Here is a 20,260-nt window from a genome sequence, read left to right on the forward strand (position 1 = left end):
TAGTTGATCAACCGTCACAACGCCGCCGATATCCGCCAGTCCGAAGGGCAGGTGATGGCCCCGGGCGGTGGTCCCGCACCCCTCACGAGGGGGCCGCGGAACCACCGCCGGGCCGCGCACAGTGCTTGCTTACCTCATCCGGCGCCTGATCGCCGTCATCATCATGGTGCTGGTCGTACTGCTCGCGACCTTCACCGTCTTCTTCATGCTGCCCAAGTGGGCTGGACAGGACATCGCCGTCCTCTTCGCCGGCAAGCAGGCCGGAGCCGAGCAGCTCGCCGGCATCCGGACCAAGCTGGGTCTCGACGACCCGCTGATCGTCCAGTTCTGGGACTTCATCAAGGGCATCCCGATGGGCCGGGACTACGCCAACGGCAGCGACGTCACGCACTGCCCGGCGCCCTGCTTCGGCTACTCCTTCCGCACCGAGGCGCCCGTCTGGGAGACCCTCAAGGACGCCCTGCCCGTGACCGGCGCGCTCGCCGCCGGCGCCTGTGTGCTGTGGCTCGCCGCCGGTGTCGCCACCGGTGTGGTCTCCGCGCTCAAGCGGGGCACCATCTGGGACCGCGCCGCGATGACCACCGCCCTCGGCGGCGTCTCGCTGCCCGTCTTCTTCACCGGCATGGTCGCGATGGGCATCTTCGTCCACAACCTGGGCTGGGTGAAGATCGCCGACAGCCTCTCGACGGAGGACAGCATCGACGTCTGGTTCCAGACGCTGATCCTGCCGTGGATCGTGCTCGCCTTCCTCAACGCCGCGATGTACGCGCGCCTCACCCGCGCCACCATGATGGAAGTCCTCGGCGAGGACTACATCCGCACCGCGCGGGCCAAGGGCCTCGGCGAGTCCGTCGTCATCCGCAGACACGCCCTGCGCTCCGCGATGACGCCGATCCTCACCGTCTTCGGACTCGACCTCGGCGTCCTCATGGGCGGCGCCGTGCTCACCGAGTCCACCTTCAACCTTCCGGGCCTCGGCCTCGAAGCGGTCAGGGCCATCAGCAGCAAGGACCTGCCCGTGATCCTCGGCGTCACCCTGTGCGCGGCCCTCGCCATCGCCGTCGCCAACCTCGTCGTGGACCTTCTGTACGCCGTCATTGACCCGCGAGTGAGGCTGGGATGACCGAACTGAGCAAGAGCGGCGCCGCGGTGGGCGAGCCCACCACCGGCTCCGCGGCCCCCACCGCCTTCCTCGAGGTCCGCGACCTCAAGGTGCACTTCCCCACCGACGACGGCCTGGTGAAGTCCGTCGACGGCCTTACCTTCTCCCTGGAGAAGGGCCGCACCCTCGGCATCGTCGGCGAGTCCGGGTCCGGCAAGTCCGTGACCTCGCTCGGCATCCTCGGGCTGCACACGGCCGGGCAGTACGGCCGCCGCAAGCCGCAGCTGTCCGGCGAGATCTGGCTGAACGGCACCGAGCTGCTCAGCGCGCCCCCGGACCAGGTGCGCAAGCTGCGCGGCCGCGAGATGGCGATGATCTTCCAGGACCCGCTGTCCGCGCTGCACCCGTACTACTCCATCGGCAAGCAGATCACCGAGGCGTACCGGGTCCACCACGACGTCGACAAGAAGGTCGCCCGCAAGCGCGCCATCGAGATGCTCGACCGCGTCGGCATCCCGCAGCCGGACAAGCGGGTGGACTCCTACCCGCACGAGTTCTCCGGCGGCATGCGCCAGCGCGCCATGATCGCGATGGCCCTGGTCAACAACCCGGAGCTGCTGATCGCCGACGAGCCCACGACGGCGCTCGACGTGACGGTCCAGGCCCAGATCCTGGACCTGATCCGCGACCTGCAGAAGGAGTTCGGCTCCGCGGTCATCATGATCACCCACGACCTGGGCGTCGTGGCGGAGATGGCCGACGAACTCCTCGTGATGTACGGCGGCCGCTGCGTCGAGCGCGGCTCGGCCCAGGAGGTCTTCTACGAGCCCCAGCACCCCTACACCTGGGGCCTGCTCGGCTCGATGCCGCGCATCGACCGCGAGGAGACCGAGCGCCTCATCCCGGTCAAGGGCTCCCCGCCCAGCCTCATCAACCTGCCGAGCGGCTGCGCCTTCAACCCGCGGTGCCCCTACGCCGACGTGCCCAAGGACAACATCACGCGGACGGAGCGCCCCGAACTGACCGAGGTCGGCTCCGGCCACTTCTCGGCCTGCCACATGTCGCGCGAGGAGCGCACCCGGATCTGGACCGAAGAGATTGCGCCGAAGCTGTGACCGAGAAACGTGACGCGGCGCGGGACGACGCCGCAGTGCCGGAGAAAGCCGAACAGATGACGATCCCGGAGCAGACGAAGAAGTCGTCGACGGCGAAGTCCGCGGAGGCGCTGCTCAAGGTCGAGGGCCTGGTCAAGCACTTCCCCATCAAGAAGGGGCTGCTCCAGCGCCAGGTCGCGGCCGTGCAGGCCGTGGACGGCCTCACCTTCGACGTGCGGTCCGGCGAAACCCTCGGCGTCGTGGGCGAGTCCGGTTGCGGCAAGTCGACCATGGGGCGGCTCATCACCCGGCTGCTCGAACCGACCAGCGGGCGGGTGGAGTTCGAGGGCGTGGACATCACGCACCTGGGCACCGCGCGGATGCGCCCGCTGCGCCGCGACGTCCAGATGATCTTCCAGGACCCGTACTCCTCGCTGAACCCGCGCCACACCATCGGCACGATCGTGGGCGCTCCGTTCAAGCTCCAGGGCGTCAAGCCCGAGGGCGGCATCAAGAAGACCGTCCAGGAGATGCTGGAGCGCGTCGGCCTGAACCCGGAGCACTACAACCGCTATCCGCACGAGTTCTCCGGCGGCCAGCGCCAGCGCATCGGCATCGCCCGCGCGCTCGCGCTCAAGCCGAAGCTGGTGGTGGCCGACGAGCCCGTCTCCGCGCTCGACGTCTCCATCCAGGCGCAGGTCGTCAACCTCCTCGACGACCTCCAGGACGAGCTCGGGCTCACCTATGTGATCATCGCGCACGACCTGTCGGTCATCCGGCACGTGTCCGACCGGATCGCGGTGATGTACCTCGGCAAGATGGTCGAGCTCGCGGACCGCAAGGACCTCTACGCCAAGCCGATGCACCCGTACACCAAGGCGCTGCTCTCCGCGGTGCCGGTGCCGGACCCCAAGCGGCGCGGTGCCAAGAGCGAGCGCATCCTGCTCCGCGGCGACGTGCCCTCGCCGATCGACCCGCCCACCGGCTGCCGCTTCCACACGCGCTGCTGGAAGGCGACGGAGATCTGCGCGGTCAAGGAGCCGCCGCTGCTCTCCCTGGAGCCCGGCCACCAGGTGGCCTGCCACCACCCGGAGAACGCGGACGACCAGGCGCCCGAGGACACGAAGCTCCTCTCGGTGGCCCGGGAGGCGATCGACGTGGTGACGGTCACGACGGCCGCGGACGAGGCCGCGCCTTCGCAGGAAGCAGAGCCCGCGCCTTCGCAGAAGGCCGACGCCGCGACAAAGGCCCCCGCGCCCGAGAAGGCAGCGGACCCGGAGTGATCCACCGCGCTGGGTTCCCCCGCCCGTCCGCCCCCGCACGGGGCGGGCGGGCGTCGCCTTGGAGGGGAGCGACGGCGGCAGTTCGAGCCCGTCCGGCGATTGAGGACGAGCGCGCAGCGCGACGGGGGCGCGGCGAAGCGGGCCGAGCGGGCAGCGGGAGCCCGGGCGCGGCCGGGTGAGAGGAGCTCACCCGACGGGTGAGAATGGCTCGTGCTTCACGATTTGTTCAGCCCCTCCGTCCAGCACGCCCTGGACATCGCCGGGATCTTCGTCTTCGCGATCTCCGGCGCGCTCCTCGCCGTCCGCAAGAACTTCGACGTCTTCGGCATCGCCGTCCTCGCCGAGGTCACCGCGCTCGGCGGCGGGCTCTTCAGGGACCTGGTGATCGGCGCGGTGCCGCCCGCCGCGTTCACGGACCTCGGCTACTTCCTCACCCCGCTGCTCGCCGCGCTGCTCGTGTTCTTCCTGCACCCGGAGGTCGAACGCACCCAGCTCGCCGTGAACGTCTTCGACGCGGCGGGCCTCGGCCTGTTCTGCGTCACCGGAACGGCCAAGGCGTACGACTACGGCCTCGGCCTCACCGCGTCCGCGGCCCTCGGCCTCGCCACCGCGGTGGGCGGCGGCGTCCTGCGCGACATCGTCGCCAACGAGGTGCCGTCCTTGGTGCGCTGGGACCGCGACCTGTACGCGGTGCCCGCGATCGTGGGCGCGGCGATCGTCGCCCTGTGCCTGCGCTACGACGCCCTGAACGGCTTCACGACCGGGCTCGCGATCGTCACGGCGTTCGTCCTTCGGCTGCTCGCGATGCGCTACCACTGGCGGGCGCCGCGGGCCTGGAACCGGCGGTCCTCGGCGGCGGAGGACGGCGCCTGAGGGCGGCGCCCGGGCCCGCGTCCGCGCGCGGCGCGGGGAAACATCAAAAAGCTACCGCTTAGTAGTTTCGTGTTGTACGTTGTCGGCATGGCGGAAACAGCTGCGGCGCCCGCGCCGCGCGCGACGATCGGCAACAGCGAGTTCGACCGCGACACCGAGGTCTTCGCGCGCGCACCCGGCGTCTACGACACCGAGCTCTCGGCGGGCTGGACCATCATCAGCGCCGTCAACGGCGGCTACCTCCTCGCGCTCGTCGGCCGCGCGCTCGCGCACGCGCTGCCGCACTCCGACCCGTTCACGGTCTCGGCGCACTATCTGACGGCGTCCGAGCCGGGGCCCGCGATCGTCCGTACGCAGGTCGTGCGCGCCGGGCGCGGCCTGTCCACCGGGCAGGCCTCCCTCTACCAGGAGGAGGGCGGGCGCGAGGTCGAGCGGCTGCGCGTCGTCGCCTCGTACGGCGACCTCGACGCGCTCCCCGACGACGTGCGCACCTCCGCGCTGCCGCCGGACCTGCCGCCCGTCGAGCAGTGCTTCGGGCCCGACGACGCGCCGGACCGCGGGGCGCTGCCCGGCAGCTCCGCGATCGCGGACCGGCTCTGGCTGAAGCTCGACCCGGCGACGCTCGGGTGGGCGCTGGGCGCGCCCTCCGGCAAGGGCGAGATGCGCGGCTGGTTCGGCCTCGCGGACGGGCGCGACCCGGATCCGCTGTCGCTGCTCCTCGCGGTGGACGCGCTGCCGCCGACGGCGTTCGAGCTGGGGCTCTCCGGCTGGGTGCCGACCATCGAGCTGACCGCGCACATCCGGGCCAGGCCCGCGCCGGGGCCGCTGCGGGTCGCCATCACCACGCGCAACCTGGCCGGGGGCTTCCTGGAGGAGGACGCCGAGGTCTGGGACACGGCAGACCGCCTGGTAGCCCAGTCCCGCCAACTGGCCAGGGCCCGGCTCTGAGGGGTTCCTGCCCCCCCCGGGGAGGCAGGGCCCGGTCAAGGGCTCAAGCCGTCAGGCACACCCCCGCGTAGGAGACCCCGGCCACCACCACCCACGCGCACAACCCCACCAGGGCCACCCGGCCCCCCGTACGGGCCAGCGACCGCAGGTCCACCGCGCTGCCGAGCCCGAAGAGCGCCGCCCCCAGCAGGAGCTCCTGGCCGAGCCCGGCCGCGTCGAGGGCGGACCCGGACAGCAGGTCCGTACTGCGCAGGCCCACCATCAGCAGGAACCCGGCGACGAAGAGCGGCACCACCGCGGGCCGCCGCTCGCCGGGCGCGGCCGCGCCCCGGGCCCGTACGGAGACCGCGACCGCCGCGACGAGCGGCGCGAGCACGGCCACCCGCATCAGCTTGACGAGCACGCCCTCGCCGAGCGCGTCACCCCCCGCGGTCTGCGCGGTCGCCACCACCTGCCCCACGTCGTGCACGCTGGCCCCGACCCACCGCCCGAACTCCGCGTCGGTGAGCCCCAAGGGCCCCTGGAGCAGCGGGAGCACGGCGATCGCGAGCGTGCCGCACAGCGTGACGACGGCCACGGACACGGCGGTGTCCCGCTCCTCGCTCTTGGACACGTCGCCGACCGCGCCGATCGCGGAGGCACCGCAGATCGAGTAGCCGGTGGCGATCAGCAGGGGCTGGTCGCCGGGGAGCCCGAGCCTGCGGCCGAGCCACCACGTGCCGAAGAACGTGGCCGCCACCGTCACGAGCACCATCACCACGGTCTGCCAGCCCACGCCGAGCACGTCGTCGAGGCTGAGCTTCAGGCCGAGGAGCACCACGCCCACCCGCATCAGGCGCTTCGCCGCGAAGGTGAGCCCGGCCTTGGCGGGCCCGCGCACCCACGTCCGCGTACCGGGCACGTGCGCGGCGACCAGACCGAGCACGATGGCGACGGTCAGCATCGGCACGCCGGGCAGCAGCCGGTGCGTCAGCCAGGCGAGCGCCACCGCGGCCGCGGCGAGGGCGAGCCCCGGCCAGGGACCGGGCCCGGCCGCGGGCCCGGCGGCGGGGGGCGCGGTCTTCGCCGGGCGCTGTCCGAGCAGCGCCATCAGCGGTCGGCCGGGAGGTCGTAGACCCGCCGCACGCTGGTGCCGAGCCGGGAGATGTCCGCGCCGTAGACGTGCAGGGATATCGCGCGCCCCGTGCCCGCGTTCCACACCCGGTGGATGTCGCCGGGGGGCGCGAAGCCGCACACCGCGCCGGTGGGGTTGACGACGTCCTCGGTGGCGATGAGCCGCGCGGAGGTGCCGGGCCCGGCCGCGGGCACGAGCCGGTAGCGCCGCTCGTGCTCCTCGCCCTCGTGCACCCCGGTCACGCACCAGGAGACGTGGTCGTGCACGGAGGTGCGCTGGCCGGGCAGCCAGACGAGCGCGACGACGGAGAAGCTGCCGTCGGCCTCGGCGTGCAGGAGGTGCTGCCGGTAGCGGTCGGGGTCGCCCTCGCACTGCTCGTCGGTGAGCAGGTCGTCCGCGCCGAGGTGCGGCGCGAGCCGCTCGCCGACGAGGTAGGCGGTCAGGTCCGGCGGCAGACCGCGGCCGACGGCCTCGCGGATGTCGGCGACGAGCGCGTCGGTCCGCTCGGTCGTGCGGGCGGGCGGAGCGTGGTGCGCGGTGGGGGTGGTCATACTCGCAGCGTCGACCCGCACCATCCATCACGTCCAACGACAGTTTCTTCGCGTTGGGTTAAAAACCACTTATGGATGGCGGGGCCGGTGGCTGGATTCCGGGGTCAGCAGCCCACCCGGTTCGCCGCGACCGCCTTCAGCTCGTCCAGGACGAGCGCCGTCGCGGGGATCCTCAGGTGCTCGCGCAGGACGTACGCGGACACCTGCCGCCGCGACGCCGGGTCCAGGGGGCGGCCCGTGACGGAGCGGTGGCACAGGAAGTTGAGGACGAGCCCCGGCATCATCGCGATGCCGAGCCCCTCGGAGACGAGGCTCTGGATGACGAGGTTGTCGTCGGTGGTGAAGGCGATGTCGGGCGCGAAGCCCTGCTCGGCGCACTCGTGCAGGAAGTTGGCCCGGCAGCGCAGGCACCCGGCGATCCAGCGCTCCTCGGACAGGTCGGCCAGGCGCACCGAGCGGCGCCTGGCCAGCGGGTGCCCGGTCGGCAGCAGGACCGTCAGCTGGTCCTCCATCAGCGGTACTTCGACGACCTCGTCCGGCACGTCCTCGCGCAGGCCGGGGTAGGTGAAGGCCAGCGTGATGTCGGCGTCGCCGTGCACGAGGCGCTGGAGCGACTCCGGCGGCTCGTACTCCTGGAGCTCGACGCGGATGCCGCGGTGGCCGCGGGCGAGCCGGGCGAGGGCCTCCGGTATCAGCGTGGCGGTGGCGCTCGGGAACGCGCAGAGCCGGACGCGGCCGGTGCGCAGGCGCGTGATCGCGTTCATCTGCTGCTGGGCGGCGTCGATGTTGCCGAGGATGACTCCCGCGTGCCGGGACAGCGCCTCGCCCGCCTCGGTCAGGCGCATGCGGCGGCCGACGCGGGTGAACAGGACCGTGCCCACGGACCGTTCGAGCGCTTTCATCTGCTGGGTGATCGCGGGCTGCGTATAGCCGAGCGAGCGGGCCGCCGCCGAGTACGAGCCGGTGCGGACCACTTCGTGGAAGGACCTGATGTGCCGGGAGTCGAACACTCCCGAATCATAAGCAGAATTTGGGAAGAGCTGAGGACTGCTTCTCGTCGCTTCTGGATCCGGCGCGCGGAACCGGGTGGGGCGCGCGGCGGACCGAGGGCACGCGGGGCGTGCGGCCCGGGGGGCAGGGGCGCCGTGGACGCGGGGCCGCGCGCGGGGTCCCGGCGGGGGCTGCGCGATCCTTGTGCCCGTGAAGTCCGACCGGCTCCTGTCGATCCTGCTGCTGCTCCAGACCCGGGGGCGGGTGTCCGCGCCCGAGCTCGCCGAGCGCCTGGAGGTGTCCGTCCGCACCATCTACCGCGACGTCGAGGCGCTGTCCGCCTCCGGCGTCCCGGTGTACGCCGAGCGCGGGCGGCACGGCGGCATCGCCCTGCTGCCCGGCTACCGCACGGACGTCACGGGGCTGACCGCCGACGAGTCCCGCGCGCTGTTCCTGCTCGCCGCGGGGGGCGCGCACGCGGCGCTCGGCCTGGACGCCGCGCTCGGCTCGGCCCTGCGCAAGGTGATGGCGGCGCTGCCCGAACCGCACCGGCCCGCCGCCGAGCTGACGAGCCGCCGCATCCTGGTGGACGCCGAGCGCTGGACGCGCGGTCCGGGCGCGGGCCTGCCCGTGGACCACCTGGGGGTGCTCCAGGACGCCGTCCTCGCGGACCGGCGGCTGCGGGTGCGCTACCGGCACAGCGGCGCGAGCGAGCCGCGGACGTACACCCTCGATCCGTACGGCCTGGTGTCCAAGGCGGGCGTCTGGTACCTGGTGGCCGACCGGGGCGGCAGGCCGCGGCTGTTCCGCGCCGACCGGGTGCGCGCGGCGCGGCTGACGGACGAGCCGGTCAGGCGCCGGGCGGGCGTGGAGCTCGCGCAGGTGTGGGAGGAGCTGAAGCGGCGGGTGGAGCGGCGCGCGGGCGGCATCGAGGTGACCGTGCGGGTGCGCCGCGAGCGCTACGAGCAGTTCCTGCGGATGCAGGTCGGCGCGCTCACGCGGGTGGCCGAGGACGACGGCGCGGGGGAGTGGGTCACCGTCGTGCTCACGCTGGAGGCGGTGGGCGCGGCCCGCATGCTGCTGCCCTTCGCCGCCTCCGTGGAGGTCGTGTCACCCCCGGAGGTGCGCGAGGACTTGGCGCGGGCCGCCGCGGCCGTCACTGACCTCTACCGTCAGTGAGCTCCGGAGAGGCCCGCACCCAGGAAACGACCGAGCTCCCCGGTGAGTTCCGCCGGAGCGTCCTCCTGTACGAGATGCCCCGCGCCCTCGATGAGGCGCAGCTCGGCGCCCGGCATGAGCCCGGCGAGCCCGTGCCCGCGCGCCACCGGGATCCAGGTGTCCTCGGTGCCCCAGCAGATGAGCACGGGCGGCTCCACCTCGCCGTACCGGCCCTGGATCTCGTCGGTGAAGCGCTGGTCGTTCTGCTCGATCTGCCGGTAGAACGCGGGCCTGCCCGCCTCGGTGCACCAGGGCGCGACGAGCCGGTCCAGGACGGCCGGGTGCAGCCCGCGGTGGCTCGCGGAGCCGACGTACTCCCGCACAAGGGCCTCGTGCAGCGCGGGCGGCAGCTGCCCGAACACCTCGGCGTGCGCGCCGAGCAGCCGGTACGTGGGCGAGCCCCAGGGCGCGAGCGCCACCGGGTCGACGAGGGCGAGCCGGGCGTAGCGGGCGCCGTGCAGGAGGTGGGCGCGCAGCGCGACGCAGCCGCCGAAGTCGTGGGCGACGACGGCCGGGCGCCGCTCGCCGTCCAGGCCCCAGTGGGCGAGCAGTTCGGTGAGGACGCGGCCCTGCGCGGCGAGCGACACGTCCTGCCCCGCGCGCATCTGGGAGGCGCCGTACCCGGGCAGGTCCCACACGTACACGCGGTGGTCGCGCGCGAGGGCCCGGGCGACGCCCCGCCACACGTACGAGGAGAAGGGCGTGCCGTGGACGAGGACGACGGGGCTCGCGCCCTCGGGCCCGAGCGCGGCCCAGCGGACGGCGCCGGACGAGGAGGCGAAGGTCCGGTCGAGGGCCCAGTCGGCGTGCGTGTGCGTCATGGGTGTTGAGGCTAGTTGCCCCTTACCGGTGTGTCGAGGCGTGAGGGGTGGGAGAGGCGTACGAGGCGTGTGGGGTGTGAGGGGCATGCGATGAATGAGAGGCGCACGAGGCGTGTGGGGTGTGCGAGGTGTGAGGGGCGTGCGCGGCGTGCGCGGCGTGCGCCCGGCTCAGGCGCCCTCCGCCGGTGCGTCGAGCCAGTGGCGGCGGCCGAGGCCCACCAGGCGCAGCTGGCTGCGGGCCGTGGCGGTGACCTCGCCCTCGTCCTCGGTCTCCAGGAGCGCGGAGGCCGTCATCACCATGTGGTCCACGTACATCCGCGCGAGCATCAGGAGGTCGTCCCCGCTCCAGCCCGCCGCCTCCGGCTCGCGGGCGAACTGCGCCGCCACCTCCCGCGCGAACAGCGCGAGCTGGCCCCCGATGGCCTCCCGCACGGCCCGTACGCCGCCGTGCCGCTCGCGCGCGATGAAGCGCACGTGCGCGGGGTACGCGCGGACGTAGGAGGCGATCAACTCGACGGCGCCCGCGATGCGTTCCTCGCCGTCGCCGGTGGCCGCGAGCATCGCCGCGAGCGTCGTGTGCAGGCTGCCGAGGGCCTCCTCGACGAGCGCCACGCCCAGGTCGGCGGTGTCGCGGAAGTGCCGGTAGAAGGCGGTGGGCGCCACGCCCACGGCGCGTGTGACCTCGCGCAGGCCCAGGCTGGACAGGCTCTGCTCCTCCAGCAGGCGCAGGGCGGCGTCCAGGAGGGCCTGCCGGGTCTTCTGCTTCTGCGCCTGCCGGATGCCGACGGGGTGGTCGCCGGGGATGTGAGCCATGCCATGCAGTTAACAACTGTTCTCCCAGTTTCGGAAGCCGGGAGGCGAGTAGACTCAGGAGTCAGTGAACAGTTGTAACCACAAGCGTTCACCGAAGGGAGGCGTTCCTCATGCTGTTCCTCGTCGCCGCACTGCTGCTGCTCGGCGTCGCCATGGGCACCGTGGCGCACGTCCCGCTGTCCGTCACGCTCGTCCTGGCCGCGGTCATCGGGCTGTGGCTCGTGGTCTTCGCGGTGCGCGAGCGCCGCGCGCGCCCGCGCTGACGCGGTGCGCGCCCCGGCCCCCGGCCCCGTCCTCTGCCCCGTACGACATCCGCCTCACTCTGAGGAGTCGCACACCATGCACCTCACCGCGCTGAAGCCGTCCGCGAAGCCGTACGAGGAGCCCGCGGCGGACCCGTCCGACGACGCCTTCGCGGCGGCGGCCGCTGAGCCGTCCGGCACGCGGCCCGTCGGGCGCCGGGACACCGACGGCATGGCCGTCGCCTCCTTCGTCCTCGGGCTGCTCGGGCTGCTCGTGTTGAACATCGTGCTCGGCCCCGTCGCGATCGCGCTCGCCTGCGTCGCGCTGTGGCGGGGCACCGCCCGGCGCGGCCGCGCTCTGCTCGGACTCGGGCTCGGCGTCGCCGACCTCGTGGTTCTCGCCGCGCTCGTCTCCCTGGACGGCACCGTCTCCTGGAGCCTGGCGGGCTGACCCGGCCTGAGCGCGGCGGATCCCGGCCGGGCAGGGGCCACCGGGGTCCGGGCGCCCGGGCGCGGCTCGTAGAATCGTGCCCACCATGGCCTACCTCGACCACGCCGCGACCACGCCCATGCTTCCGGAGGCGATCGCGGCGCTGACCGCGCAGCTCGCCGTCACCGGTAACGCCTCCTCGCTGCACGCGGCCGGCCGCCGGGCGCGGCGCACCGTCGAGGAGTCCCGCGAGACCCTCGCCGACGCGCTCGGCGCCCGCCCCAGCGAGGTGGTGTTCACCTCCGGCGGCACGGAGGCCGACAACCTCGCGGTGAAGGGCCTGTACTGGGCGCGCCGCGCCGCCGACCCGGCCCGCACCCGCGTCCTCGCCAGCCCCGTCGAGCACCACGCCGTCCTCGACGCCGTCGACTGGCTCGGGGAGCACGAGGGCGCCACCGTCGAGTACCTCCCCGTCGACGCGCACGGGCGCGTGCACCCCGAAGCGCTCCGCGAGGCCATCGCCCGCGACCCCGGCAGCGTCGCCCTCGCCACCGTCATGTGGGCCAACAACGAGATCGGCACCCTCCAGCCGGTGCGCGAACTGGCCGACGTCTGCGCCGACTTCGACGTGCCGCTGCACGCCGACGCCGTCCAGGCCTTCGGCCAGGTGCCCGTCGACTTCGGCGCCTCCGGGCTCGCCGCGATGACCGTCTCCGGCCACAAGATCGGCGGCCCCTACGGCATCGGCGCGCTGCTGCTCGGGCGCGCCTACAGCCCCGTGCCCGTGCTGCACGGCGGCGGCCAGGAGCGGCACGTGCGCTCCGGCACGCTCGACGTGCCCGCCGTCGCCGCCTTCGCCGTGGCCGGGCGGCTCGCCGCCGAGCGCCGCGAGTGGTTCGCCCGCGAGGTCGGGGCGCTCCGCGACGACCTGGTCGACGCCGTCCGCGCCGCCGTGCCCGACGCCGTCCTCGGCGGGGACCCGGACCCCGCGGGCCGACTGCCCGCCAACGCCCACTTCACCTTCCCCGGCTGCGAGGGCGACTCGCTCCTGCTGCTCCTAGACGCGCAGGGCATCGAGTGCTCGACCGGCTCGGCCTGCACCGCGGGCGTCGCCCAGCCCAGCCACGTCCTGCTCGCCACCGGCACCGACCCCGACCTCGCGCGCGGGACGCTGCGCTTCTCGCTCGGCCACACGTCGACGAAGGCGGACGTGGACGCGGTGGCGGCGGCGATCGGCCCGGCGGTGCGGCGGGCGCGGTCGGCGGGCCTGAGCTAGGGCCTGAGCTCCTGAGCCAGGGCCTGGGCTAGGGCCTGTCCGACGGGCTCTGCGTCCGGTCTGTCCCCGGCCGTCTTCGCGGGGCGTCGCGGGCCGCGCGCACCAGGCGCAGATACCGGTCCCAGTCCCAGTGCGGGCCCGGGTCGGTGTGGTCCGTGCCCTCGACCTCCACGTGGCCGATGATGTGCTTCCGGTCCACCGGGATGTCGTACCGCTCGCAGATTCCGGCGGTGAGCCGCGCCGAGGACGCGTACATGGCGGCGGTGAACGACGCCTTCTGGTCGACGAAGCCCTCGTGCTCGATGCCCACGCTGCGCTCGTTCATGTCCCTGTTGCCCGCGTGGTAGGCCACGTCGAGCTCGCGGATCATCTGGGCGACGTGGCCGTCCTTGCGGATCACGTAGTGCGCGGCGGCGCCGTGGCCGGGGTCCTTGAAGACCCTCAGCGCCGAGGCGTACCCGCCCTGCACCACGTGGATCACCACGCGGTCGATCGTGTAGTCCGAGGGGCGGTCGGCGCGCCGCCAGTTCGCACTGGAGGCCGCTATCCACTGCGCGCCGGGCGCGTCCACCTCGCCCTCCCTGCGCTTCTTCACGACCCCGGGCAGGCGCCACCACAGGCGGCCGAGCTCGTCGCGGGCCAGGAAGGCCGCGCCGATGCCCACCGCGGCGCCGCCGATGAGCAGCGCGCGCCGGGGCGATCCGCGCCCGGGCTCCGACGACGGCTCCGCAGTCCCGCTCTCGTCCTTCTCGCTCACGTCCCCCATGTGATCGTGAACGGATACGCACGGGCGAGAGGTTCCCGCCGCCCCGTACCCTGTTAGGGCTATGACTTCGCAGACCCCGCAGCGCACCAGCCGCCCGCTCCGCGTCCTCGCCGCCATGTCCGGCGGCGTGGACTCCGCCGTCGCCGCCGCCCGCGCCGCCGAAGCCGGGCACGACGTGACCGGAGTGCACCTGGCGCTCTCGGCGAACCCGCAGTCGTTCCGGACCGGCGCGCGCGGGTGCTGCACCATCGAGGACTCCCGCGACGCGCGCCGCGCCGCGGACGTCATCGGCATCCCGTTCTACGTGTGGGACCTCGCCGAGCGGTTCCGCGAGGACGTGGTCGAGGACTTCATCGCCGAGTACGAGGCGGGCCGCACGCCCAACCCGTGCCTGCGCTGCAACGAGAAGATCAAGTTCGCCGCGCTCCTGGACAAGGCGCTCGCCCTCGGCTTCGACGCGGTCTGCACCGGCCACTACGCGCAGGTGATCGTGCGCGAGGACGGCACCCGCGAGCTGCACCGCGCCTCCGACATGGCCAAGGACCAGTCGTACGTCCTCGGCGTCCTGGACGACCGGCAGCTCGCGCACGCCCTGTTCCCGCTCGGCGACACGGTCACCACCAAGGACGAGATCCGCGCGGAGGCCGAGCGCCGGGGCCTCGCGGTCGCCAAGAAGCCGGACTCCCACGACATCTGCTTCATCGCCGACGGCGACACCCAGGGCTTCCTCGCGAGCCGCCTCGGCAAGGCGGAGGGCGACATCGTCGACGAGTCCGGCGCCGTCCTCGGCACCCACGAGGGCGCGTACGGCTTCACCATCGGCCAGCGCAAGGGCCTCAGGATCGGCACCCCCGCCCCCGACGGCAAGCCGCGCTACGTCCTGGACATCTCGCCCGTGAACAACACGGTGACGGTCGGCCCCGCCGCCGCCCTCGACGTGACCGCCCTCACGGCCCTCAAGCCCCGCTGGTGCGGCACGGCCCCCACCGGAGCGGGGGCGTACACCGCCCAGCTGCGCGCCCACGGCGACGAGACGCCGGTCACGGCGGAGCTGACGCCCGACGGCGAGCTGCGGGTCTCCTTCACCGAGCCGGTCCGCGGCGTCGCCCCTGGCCAGGCGATCGTCCTGTACGACGGCACGCGCGTGGTCGGCTCGGCGACGATCGCCACGACGGACCGGGCGGCGGCGGCCGTCTGACCCACCCTGGGGGCGGCGGCTGTCTGACCCCCTGGCGGCCGCGGTGGCCGTCTGACCCCTGAGGGCCGCGTTTATCGCGCGTTGACCGGCCGTGGATCCCTATGCGGTGACATGACCGCATGATCTTCAGCAGAACCTCGGCGGGTGCCGCCGGGCGCGCAGCGTCCCTGTTCGCCGCGGCCCTCGCCGCCACCATCGCCTTCGGCCCGCTGGCGACCGGCGCCGCGGCCGCCCCGCGCCCGGACGCCGCGTCGCCGTCCGCGCCCAGGCCGCCCCACCCGGGCCCTCCCCAGTCCGTCCAGCCGAAGAAGGGCAGCAAGGTCCCCACGCTGCCGTCGGCACCCCTGAAGGGGCTCCCCACCCTCCAGGAGGCCAAGAAGAAGGGCCTCGTCTCGGGGCCGGTGCGCTCCAAGGGCGGGGTGAAGCCGCTGGCCTTCCCCGACGCGAACTGCTCCGAACCGCCGCAGGGCTGGGGCTACCACGACTACCTCAAGCCCGGTGAGTGCCTGACCCAGGGCAAGTTCATCGCCGCCTACATCCACACCCTGATGTGGTACGAGCTGTGGGTCCAGGAGGACGGCAACGTCGTGCTCTACAAGAACGACTCGGGCTACCGGCCGGTCTGGCAGACCAGGACCCGCGGCTGGAACGTGTCGCTGTGGATGCAGCGGGACGGCAACGTCGTCGTCTACGACGGCCAGGGCAACCCCCTGTGGTCCCTGGGGACGCACGGATGCGGCGACTGGGGAGCGTGGCTGCGGGTCCAGGCGGACGCCAACCTCGTCCTCTACGACCGCAACTGGGGCCCCCTCTGGGCGCGCTTCGACGGCCCCTCCACCCGCCCGTGCTGACGAAAGCCGACATCCCCATGAACCGCCGCACCACCCTGATCACCACGGCCCTCGCCGCCGTCCTCGCCCTGGGGACCCTGGCTCCCGCCGCCACGGCCCAGCCGCACCCCGACGCCACCCGGGCGAGCGCGCCCACGGCGCCCCGTCCGATTCCGCCGAAGTCCGTCCGCCCGAAGAAGGGCGACAAGGTCCCCACGCTGCCGTCGGCACCCCTGAAGGGGCTCCCCACCCTCCAGGAGGCCAGGAAGAAGGGGCTCCTCTCGGGACCGGTGCGCCCCAAGGGCGCGGTGAAGCCGCTCGCCTTCCCTGACTCCGGCTGCGCCACGCCGCCGCAGGGCTGGGGCTACCACGACTACCTCAAGCCCGGTGAGTGCCTGACCCAGAACAAGTACATCGCCGTCCACGTCACGAAGAACGTCGGGCACTGGTACGAGCTGTGGGCCCAGGACGACGGCAACGTCGTCCTCTACAGCCACTCCCTCGGCCTGTACACCCCGATCTGGGAGACCGACACCCGCGGCTGGAACGTGTCGCTGTGGATGCAGCGGGACGGCAACGTCGTCGTCTACGACGGCCAGGGCAACCCCCTGTGGTCCCTGGGGACGCACGGGTGCGGCAGCCGGGGCGCCTGGCTGCGCATCCAGGAAGACAGCAACATGGTCCTGTACGACCGCGACTGGCGGGCGCTCTGGGCGCGCTACGACGGCCCCTCGTCGCGCCCCTGCTGAGCCGCTGAGCGCCGCCTGAAGGGGGGCGCGGCCGGTCAGGTCACCTGGAGCACGATCTTGCCCTGGGTGCGGCCGCGCTCCCCGTAGGCGTGGGCCTCGGCCGCGTCCTTCAGGGGCAGGACCTTCGCGATCTCCGCGCGCAGCTTGCCCTGCTCCACCAGGCGGGCGATCTCCAGCATGCCGTGGCGGTCGGGCTCGACGACCGTCCAGCCGGTGTGCACGCCCAGGGCCTCGGCCCGCGCGGCGTCGGGGAGCCCGCCCGGGTCGGGGAGGGTGACCAGGTGGCCGCCCCTGCGCAGCACCGGCAGCGACCGGGGGCCGTACTCGCCGCCGACGCCGTCCAGGACGACGTCCACGTCCCGCACCGCCGCCGCGAAGTCCGTCGTCGTGTAGTCGATCAGCTCGTCCGCGCCCAGGCCCCGCAGGAAGTCGTGCTTGTCGGCCCGCGCCGTGCCGATGACGTACGCGCCGTGCGCCTTGGCGATCTGCACGGCCAGGTGGCCCACGCCGCCCGCGGCCGCGTGGATCAGGACCCGCTGCCCGGCGCGCAGGCCCGCCGTCTCCACCAGGCCCTGCCAGGCGGTCAGCGCGGCCAGCGGCAGGGCGGCCGCCTGGACGTGGTCGACGGCGGCGGGCTTGCGCGTGAAGCGGCGCGCGGGCGCGCTCACGTACTCGGCGTAGCCGCCCGCCTGCTCCGGGAAGCGCGGCATGCCGAACACCTCGTCGCCGGGCGCGAAGAGGGTCACCCCGGGGCCCACGGCCTCGACGGTCCCCGAGACGTCGTAGCCGAGGATCGGCGTGTCGCCCCAGGTGCCGAACTCGCCCGCGGCCCGCGTCTTCCAGTCGACGGGGTTCACCCCGGCCGCGTGCACCTTGACCAGGATCTCGGTCAGGCCGGGCACGGGGCGGTCCACCTCCACGGGGACCAGGACGTCGGGGGCGCCCCACGCGCGCGGGCTGACGGCGCGCATGGTCGGGCGGGTCGGGCGGTCGCTGGGCGAGCTCATTGAACGTGTCCTTCGCGGTGAACGGACGCCGGAGTTCCGGCGGATGCCCACCAGCGTGCGGCCCCGCGGCCCGCCGCAGTGCTGGCAGTCTGGCCATCATGTGACAGGATCTGGCCATGAGCGCGTTCTCCGCACCCGACCGCCCCCACCGCGTCGCCGTCCTCGCCCTGGACGGCGTCTACGCCTTCGAGCTGGGCATTCCCTCACGCGTCTTCGGCAACGCGGAGGACGCGTCGGGACGGCCGCTGTACGAGGTCGTGGTGTGCACGGTGGACGGGCACCCGGTGCGGACCGACGCGGGCTTCTCCGTGGTCGTCGAGCACGGCCCCGAGGTGCTCGACGACGCCGACACCGTGGTGATCCCGCCCATCCCCCCGCGCGAGGGGGCGTCGGCCACCGGCGGCCTCTCCGCGCCGCTGGCCGCCGCGCTCGACCGGGTGCGCCCGGGCACGCGCCTGGTGTCGTTCTGCAGCGCCTCGTTCGTCCTCGCGGCCGCCGGTCTCCTGGACGGGCGGCCCGCGACCACGCACTGGCAGGTCGCCGAGCAGTTCCGGCGCGCGTTCCCGCGCGTGCGGCTCGACGAGGACGTGCTCTTCGTGGACGACGGCGACATCCTCACCTCCGCGGGCGTCGCCGCCGGGGTGGACCTCTGCCTGCACCTGGTGCGCCGCGACCACGGCAGCGCCGTCGCCAACCACGTGGCCCGGCGCTGCGTGGTCCCGCCGTGGCGCGACGGCGGACAGGCGCAGTACATCGAACGGCCCGTCCCGGAGCCCACGGTCGCCACCACGGCGCCCACGCGCGCGTGGGTGCTCGAACGCCTCCAGGAGCCGCTGACGCTCGGCGAGATGGCGGACCACGCCCGCATGAGCCTGCGCACGTTCACGCGCCGGTTCCGCGACGAGGTGGGCACCACACCGGGCCGCTGGCTCACGGCCCAGCGCATCGAGGTGGCCCGCCACCTCCTGGAGAGCAGCGACCTGTCCATCGACCTGGTGGCCCACCGCGCGGGCTTCGGCACCGCCAACTCCCTGCGCCAGCACATGCGGTCCGTGCTCGGCGTGTCACCGGCGGCGTACCGCAGGACGTTCGCGGCCGTCCCTCAGGAGGCCTTCGCCACCTCCTCGGTCGCGTAGAAGCACAGGTGGTCCTTGATCTCGGCCACCTCGGCCTTGGGCTCCGGATACGCCCACACCTGGTCCTCGCCGCCGGGCAGCGACCAGTAGGAGGCCGTGCCCTTGAACGGGCAGTACGTGTGCGTGCCTGACGGCGTGAGCAGATCGGTGCGCACGTCCTCCGGGGGCAGGTAGTAGCGCACCGGACAGCCCGTCTCGCGCAGCACCAGGGGGCGCTTGCTCTCCGCCACGACCTGTCCGTCGTGCTCCACGCGCACGTGCTGGGTGCCCTGCTCGATGGTGATGCGATGTCCTGCGGTCACGGTCATCCCTTTCGCCGGGGTCGCCTCGTCTGTGCCGGGGTCGCCTCGTACAGCACGCGGGGCGGCGGACTTCTTCCGCCGCCCCCGGGGTGTCCGTGGCGGAACGTACGGTAGGGCGCATGAACATCTGCGTCTTCCTCTCCGCCGCCGACCTGTCCGAGACCTACACCCGACCGGCCCGCGAGTTCGCCGAACTGCTCGGCAAGGGCGGCCACACCCTGGTGTGGGGCGGCTCCGACACGGGCCTGATGAAGGTCGTGGCGGACGGCGTGCACGAGACGGGCGGCCGCCTCACCGGCGTGTCGGTGGACTTCCTCGCCGCCAAGGTCAGGCCCGGCGTCGACGACATGGTCATAGCCAAGGACCTCGCCGAGCGGAAGGCGCTGCTCCTGGAGCGGGCCGACGCGGTCGTGATCATGGTCGGCGGCACCGGCACCCTCGACGAGGCCACGGAGATCCTGGAGCTGAAGAAGCACGGCCGCACCACCAAGCCGGTCGTCCTGCTCAACACGGCGGGGTTCTACGACGGATTGAAGGAGCAGTTCCGTCGAATGGAGGACGAGGGCTTCCTGCCGGTGCCGCTGACCGACCTGGTCTTCTTCGCGGAGGAGCCGGTGGGCGCCCTGGCGTACCTGGAGGAGTCGCTGGGAGTGCGCTGAGGCGCCGGGGGCCCCGGGGCGGCGCGGACGGCGCACACGGGCACGCGGGCCCGGCGGGAGCGGCCCGCTGCCACCGGCTCGCTCCCGGCCGCCCGCCGCGCCCCGCCGCCGGGCGCCCCGCCCCGGCTCGCATCCGGGAGCGCGCGGCCGGAATGCGACCATAAGCGCATGGCAACTCATGTGATCACCGGGGCGGGCTCCGGCATCGGGGCCGCAGTGGCCCGCCGTCTCCACGCGCGCGGGGACGCCCTCGTCCTGCACGCGCGCGACGCGGGCCGCGCCAAGGAGCTCGCCGCCGAGTACCCGGGCGCGAGCACCCTCGTCGGCGACCTGAACGACCCGGACAAGCTCTCCTGGGCCTTCTCCCACCAGACGCTCCCCGACCGCGTGGACTCCCTGCTCCACATCGCGGGCGTCGTCGACCTCGGCCCGGTCGGCGACCTCACCCCCAAGGCCTGGCGCCACCAGCTGAACGTGAACCTGATCGCGCCCGCCGAGCTGACCCGGCACTTCCTGCCCCAACTCCGCGTCTCCCAGGGCCACGTGCTCTTCGTGAACTCCGGCGCGGGCCTGCACGCGGGCGCCGAGTGGTCCGCGTACGCCGCCTCCAAGCACGGCCTGAAGGCCCTCGCGGACTCCCTGCGCCAGGAGGAGCACGGCAACGGCGTCCGCGTCACCTCCGTGTACCCCGGCCGCACCGCGAGCCCGATGCAGGTCAAGGTGCACCAGCAGGAGGGCAAGGAGTACGACGCCGCGCGGTGGATCGACCCCGAGTCCGTGGCGACGACGATCCTGATGGCCCTCGACCTGCCGCGCGACGCGGAGGTCAACGACCTGACGGTGCGGCCCGGACGGTGA

23 protein-coding genes are annotated in these 20,260 nt (G+C 73.5%); 15 read left to right on the forward strand and 8 right to left on the reverse strand.

What is annotated here, in order from left to right:
- The first annotated feature begins 121 nt into the window (after positions 1 to 121).
- The 5 genes from ACIG3E_RS18870 (at position 122) to ACIG3E_RS18890 (ending at position 5,300) form a co-directional block, all read left to right on the forward strand.
- Positions 122 to 1,123: an ABC transporter permease gene (locus tag ACIG3E_RS18870; protein WP_399617306.1), complete on the forward strand. Its 1,002-nt coding sequence runs from the start codon at positions 122 to 124 to the stop codon at positions 1,121 to 1,123.
- The gene (locus ACIG3E_RS18875) at positions 1,120 to 2,217 is read left to right on the forward strand and encodes an ABC transporter ATP-binding protein (protein ID WP_366790107.1); all 1,098 of its coding nucleotides are present in this window, start codon (positions 1,120 to 1,122) and stop codon (positions 2,215 to 2,217) included. The genes ACIG3E_RS18870 and ACIG3E_RS18875 overlap by 4 nt, the downstream gene beginning before the upstream one ends.
- Positions 2,218 to 2,273: 56 nt before the next feature.
- On the forward strand, positions 2,274 to 3,479 hold the full coding sequence (locus ACIG3E_RS18880) for an ABC transporter ATP-binding protein (protein WP_399617837.1): 1,206 nt from the start codon (positions 2,274 to 2,276) through the stop codon (positions 3,477 to 3,479).
- Between the two features lie 210 nt (positions 3,480 to 3,689).
- Positions 3,690 to 4,352 (forward strand): trimeric intracellular cation channel family protein, encoded by a 663-nt coding sequence (locus ACIG3E_RS18885; protein ID WP_242723937.1) that lies wholly within the window; start codon positions 3,690 to 3,692, stop codon positions 4,350 to 4,352.
- Between the two features lie 87 nt (positions 4,353 to 4,439).
- On the forward strand, positions 4,440 to 5,300 hold the full coding sequence (locus ACIG3E_RS18890; protein WP_399617312.1) for a thioesterase family protein: 861 nt from the start codon (positions 4,440 to 4,442) through the stop codon (positions 5,298 to 5,300).
- 43 nt (positions 5,301 to 5,343) lie between these two features.
- Here ACIG3E_RS18890 and ACIG3E_RS18895 read toward each other — a convergent pair whose 3' ends face one another.
- The 3 genes from ACIG3E_RS18895 to ACIG3E_RS18905 form a co-directional block, all read right to left on the reverse strand.
- Entirely contained in the window at positions 5,344 to 6,390 is a 1,047-nt protein-coding gene (locus tag ACIG3E_RS18895; protein WP_399617315.1) for a YeiH family protein, read from the reverse strand.
- Positions 6,390 to 6,965 carry a cysteine dioxygenase gene (locus ACIG3E_RS18900; protein ID WP_399617318.1) on the reverse strand — a complete coding sequence of 192 codons (576 nt, stop codon included), beginning with the start codon at positions 6,963 to 6,965 and terminating at the stop codon, positions 6,390 to 6,392. Before ACIG3E_RS18900 ends, ACIG3E_RS18895 begins: the two co-directional genes overlap by 1 nt.
- Before the next feature lie 104 nt (positions 6,966 to 7,069).
- Positions 7,070 to 7,975 (reverse strand): LysR family transcriptional regulator, encoded by a 906-nt coding sequence (locus tag ACIG3E_RS18905; RefSeq protein WP_138961946.1) that lies wholly within the window; start codon positions 7,973 to 7,975, stop codon positions 7,070 to 7,072.
- A 190-nt stretch (positions 7,976 to 8,165) separates the two neighbouring features.
- Here ACIG3E_RS18905 and ACIG3E_RS18910 point away from each other — a divergent pair, with 190 nt between their 5' ends.
- Complete coding sequence (locus tag ACIG3E_RS18910) at positions 8,166 to 9,134, forward strand: helix-turn-helix transcriptional regulator (protein ID WP_399617322.1); 969 nt, start codon at positions 8,166 to 8,168, stop codon at positions 9,132 to 9,134.
- Here ACIG3E_RS18910 and ACIG3E_RS18915 read toward each other — a convergent pair.
- Together ACIG3E_RS18915 and ACIG3E_RS18920 are read right to left on the reverse strand one after the other, a co-directional pair.
- Positions 9,128 to 9,994: an alpha/beta fold hydrolase gene (locus ACIG3E_RS18915; protein WP_399617325.1), complete on the reverse strand. Its 867-nt coding sequence runs from the start codon at positions 9,992 to 9,994 to the stop codon at positions 9,128 to 9,130. The genes ACIG3E_RS18910 and ACIG3E_RS18915 overlap by 7 nt on opposite strands.
- Positions 9,995 to 10,162: 168 nt before the next feature.
- Positions 10,163 to 10,807 carry a TetR family transcriptional regulator gene (locus tag ACIG3E_RS18920; RefSeq protein WP_399617328.1) on the reverse strand — a complete coding sequence of 215 codons (645 nt, stop codon included), beginning with the start codon at positions 10,805 to 10,807 and terminating at the stop codon, positions 10,163 to 10,165.
- 110 nt (positions 10,808 to 10,917) lie between these two features.
- On the opposite strand from ACIG3E_RS18920, the gene ACIG3E_RS18925 reads away from it, so the two are divergent.
- The 3 genes from ACIG3E_RS18925 (at position 10,918) to ACIG3E_RS18935 (ending at position 12,755) form a co-directional block, all read left to right on the forward strand.
- A complete protein-coding gene (locus tag ACIG3E_RS18925) occupies positions 10,918 to 11,070 on the forward strand; it encodes a hypothetical protein (protein WP_366790096.1) in 153 nt (50 codons plus the stop codon).
- Between the two features lie 211 nt (positions 11,071 to 11,281).
- Positions 11,282 to 11,500, forward strand: coding sequence for a DUF4190 domain-containing protein (locus ACIG3E_RS18930; protein WP_399617839.1), 219 nt, complete (start codon positions 11,282 to 11,284; stop codon positions 11,498 to 11,500).
- Positions 11,501 to 11,585: 85 nt separating this feature from the next.
- The gene (locus tag ACIG3E_RS18935; RefSeq protein ID WP_399617332.1) at positions 11,586 to 12,755 is read left to right on the forward strand and encodes a cysteine desulfurase family protein; all 1,170 of its coding nucleotides are present in this window, start codon (positions 11,586 to 11,588) and stop codon (positions 12,753 to 12,755) included.
- A gap of 28 nt (positions 12,756 to 12,783) precedes the next feature.
- On the opposite strand, the gene ACIG3E_RS18940 is transcribed toward ACIG3E_RS18935, so the two are convergent.
- Positions 12,784 to 13,521, reverse strand: coding sequence for an N-acetylmuramoyl-L-alanine amidase (locus ACIG3E_RS18940; RefSeq protein WP_399617335.1), 738 nt, complete (start codon positions 13,519 to 13,521; stop codon positions 12,784 to 12,786).
- Between the two features lie 61 nt (positions 13,522 to 13,582).
- Here ACIG3E_RS18940 and mnmA point away from each other — a divergent pair, with 61 nt between their 5' ends.
- From mnmA to ACIG3E_RS18955, 3 genes are all read left to right on the forward strand, one after another.
- A complete protein-coding gene (gene mnmA, locus ACIG3E_RS18945; RefSeq protein WP_399617338.1) occupies positions 13,583 to 14,719 on the forward strand; it encodes a tRNA 2-thiouridine(34) synthase MnmA in 1,137 nt (378 codons plus the stop codon).
- A gap of 119 nt (positions 14,720 to 14,838) precedes the next feature.
- Positions 14,839 to 15,570 (forward strand): hypothetical protein, encoded by a 732-nt coding sequence (locus ACIG3E_RS18950; protein ID WP_399617341.1) that lies wholly within the window; start codon positions 14,839 to 14,841, stop codon positions 15,568 to 15,570.
- Complete coding sequence (locus tag ACIG3E_RS18955) at positions 15,564 to 16,298, forward strand: hypothetical protein (protein WP_399617344.1); 735 nt, start codon at positions 15,564 to 15,566, stop codon at positions 16,296 to 16,298. The genes ACIG3E_RS18950 and ACIG3E_RS18955 overlap by 7 nt, the downstream gene beginning before the upstream one ends.
- 35 nt (positions 16,299 to 16,333) lie before the next feature.
- Here ACIG3E_RS18955 and ACIG3E_RS18960 read toward each other — a convergent pair whose 3' ends face one another.
- The gene (locus ACIG3E_RS18960; protein ID WP_399617347.1) at positions 16,334 to 17,305 is read right to left on the reverse strand and encodes an NADP-dependent oxidoreductase; all 972 of its coding nucleotides are present in this window, start codon (positions 17,303 to 17,305) and stop codon (positions 16,334 to 16,336) included.
- 116 nt (positions 17,306 to 17,421) lie between these two features.
- Here ACIG3E_RS18960 and ACIG3E_RS18965 point away from each other — a divergent pair, with 116 nt between their 5' ends.
- Positions 17,422 to 18,441, forward strand: coding sequence for a GlxA family transcriptional regulator (locus ACIG3E_RS18965; protein WP_399617350.1), 1,020 nt, complete (start codon positions 17,422 to 17,424; stop codon positions 18,439 to 18,441).
- Here the strand turns inward: ACIG3E_RS18965 and ACIG3E_RS18970 are convergent.
- Positions 18,408 to 18,749 (reverse strand): DUF427 domain-containing protein, encoded by a 342-nt coding sequence (locus ACIG3E_RS18970; RefSeq protein ID WP_399617353.1) that lies wholly within the window; start codon positions 18,747 to 18,749, stop codon positions 18,408 to 18,410. The two genes, ACIG3E_RS18965 and ACIG3E_RS18970, sit on opposite strands and share 34 nt — an antisense overlap.
- Positions 18,750 to 18,862: 113 nt before the next feature.
- Here ACIG3E_RS18970 and ACIG3E_RS18975 point away from each other — a divergent pair, with 113 nt between their 5' ends.
- Complete coding sequence (locus tag ACIG3E_RS18975; protein ID WP_399617356.1) at positions 18,863 to 19,402, forward strand: TIGR00730 family Rossman fold protein; 540 nt, start codon at positions 18,863 to 18,865, stop codon at positions 19,400 to 19,402.
- A gap of 168 nt (positions 19,403 to 19,570) precedes the next feature.
- Positions 19,571 to 20,260 carry an SDR family oxidoreductase gene (locus ACIG3E_RS18980; protein ID WP_399617359.1) on the forward strand — a complete coding sequence of 230 codons (690 nt, stop codon included), beginning with the start codon at positions 19,571 to 19,573 and terminating at the stop codon, positions 20,258 to 20,260.

This window comes from Streptomyces sp. NPDC053474, from assembly GCF_044544845.1.
Classification (GTDB): domain Bacteria; phylum Actinomycetota; class Actinomycetes; order Streptomycetales; family Streptomycetaceae; genus Streptomyces.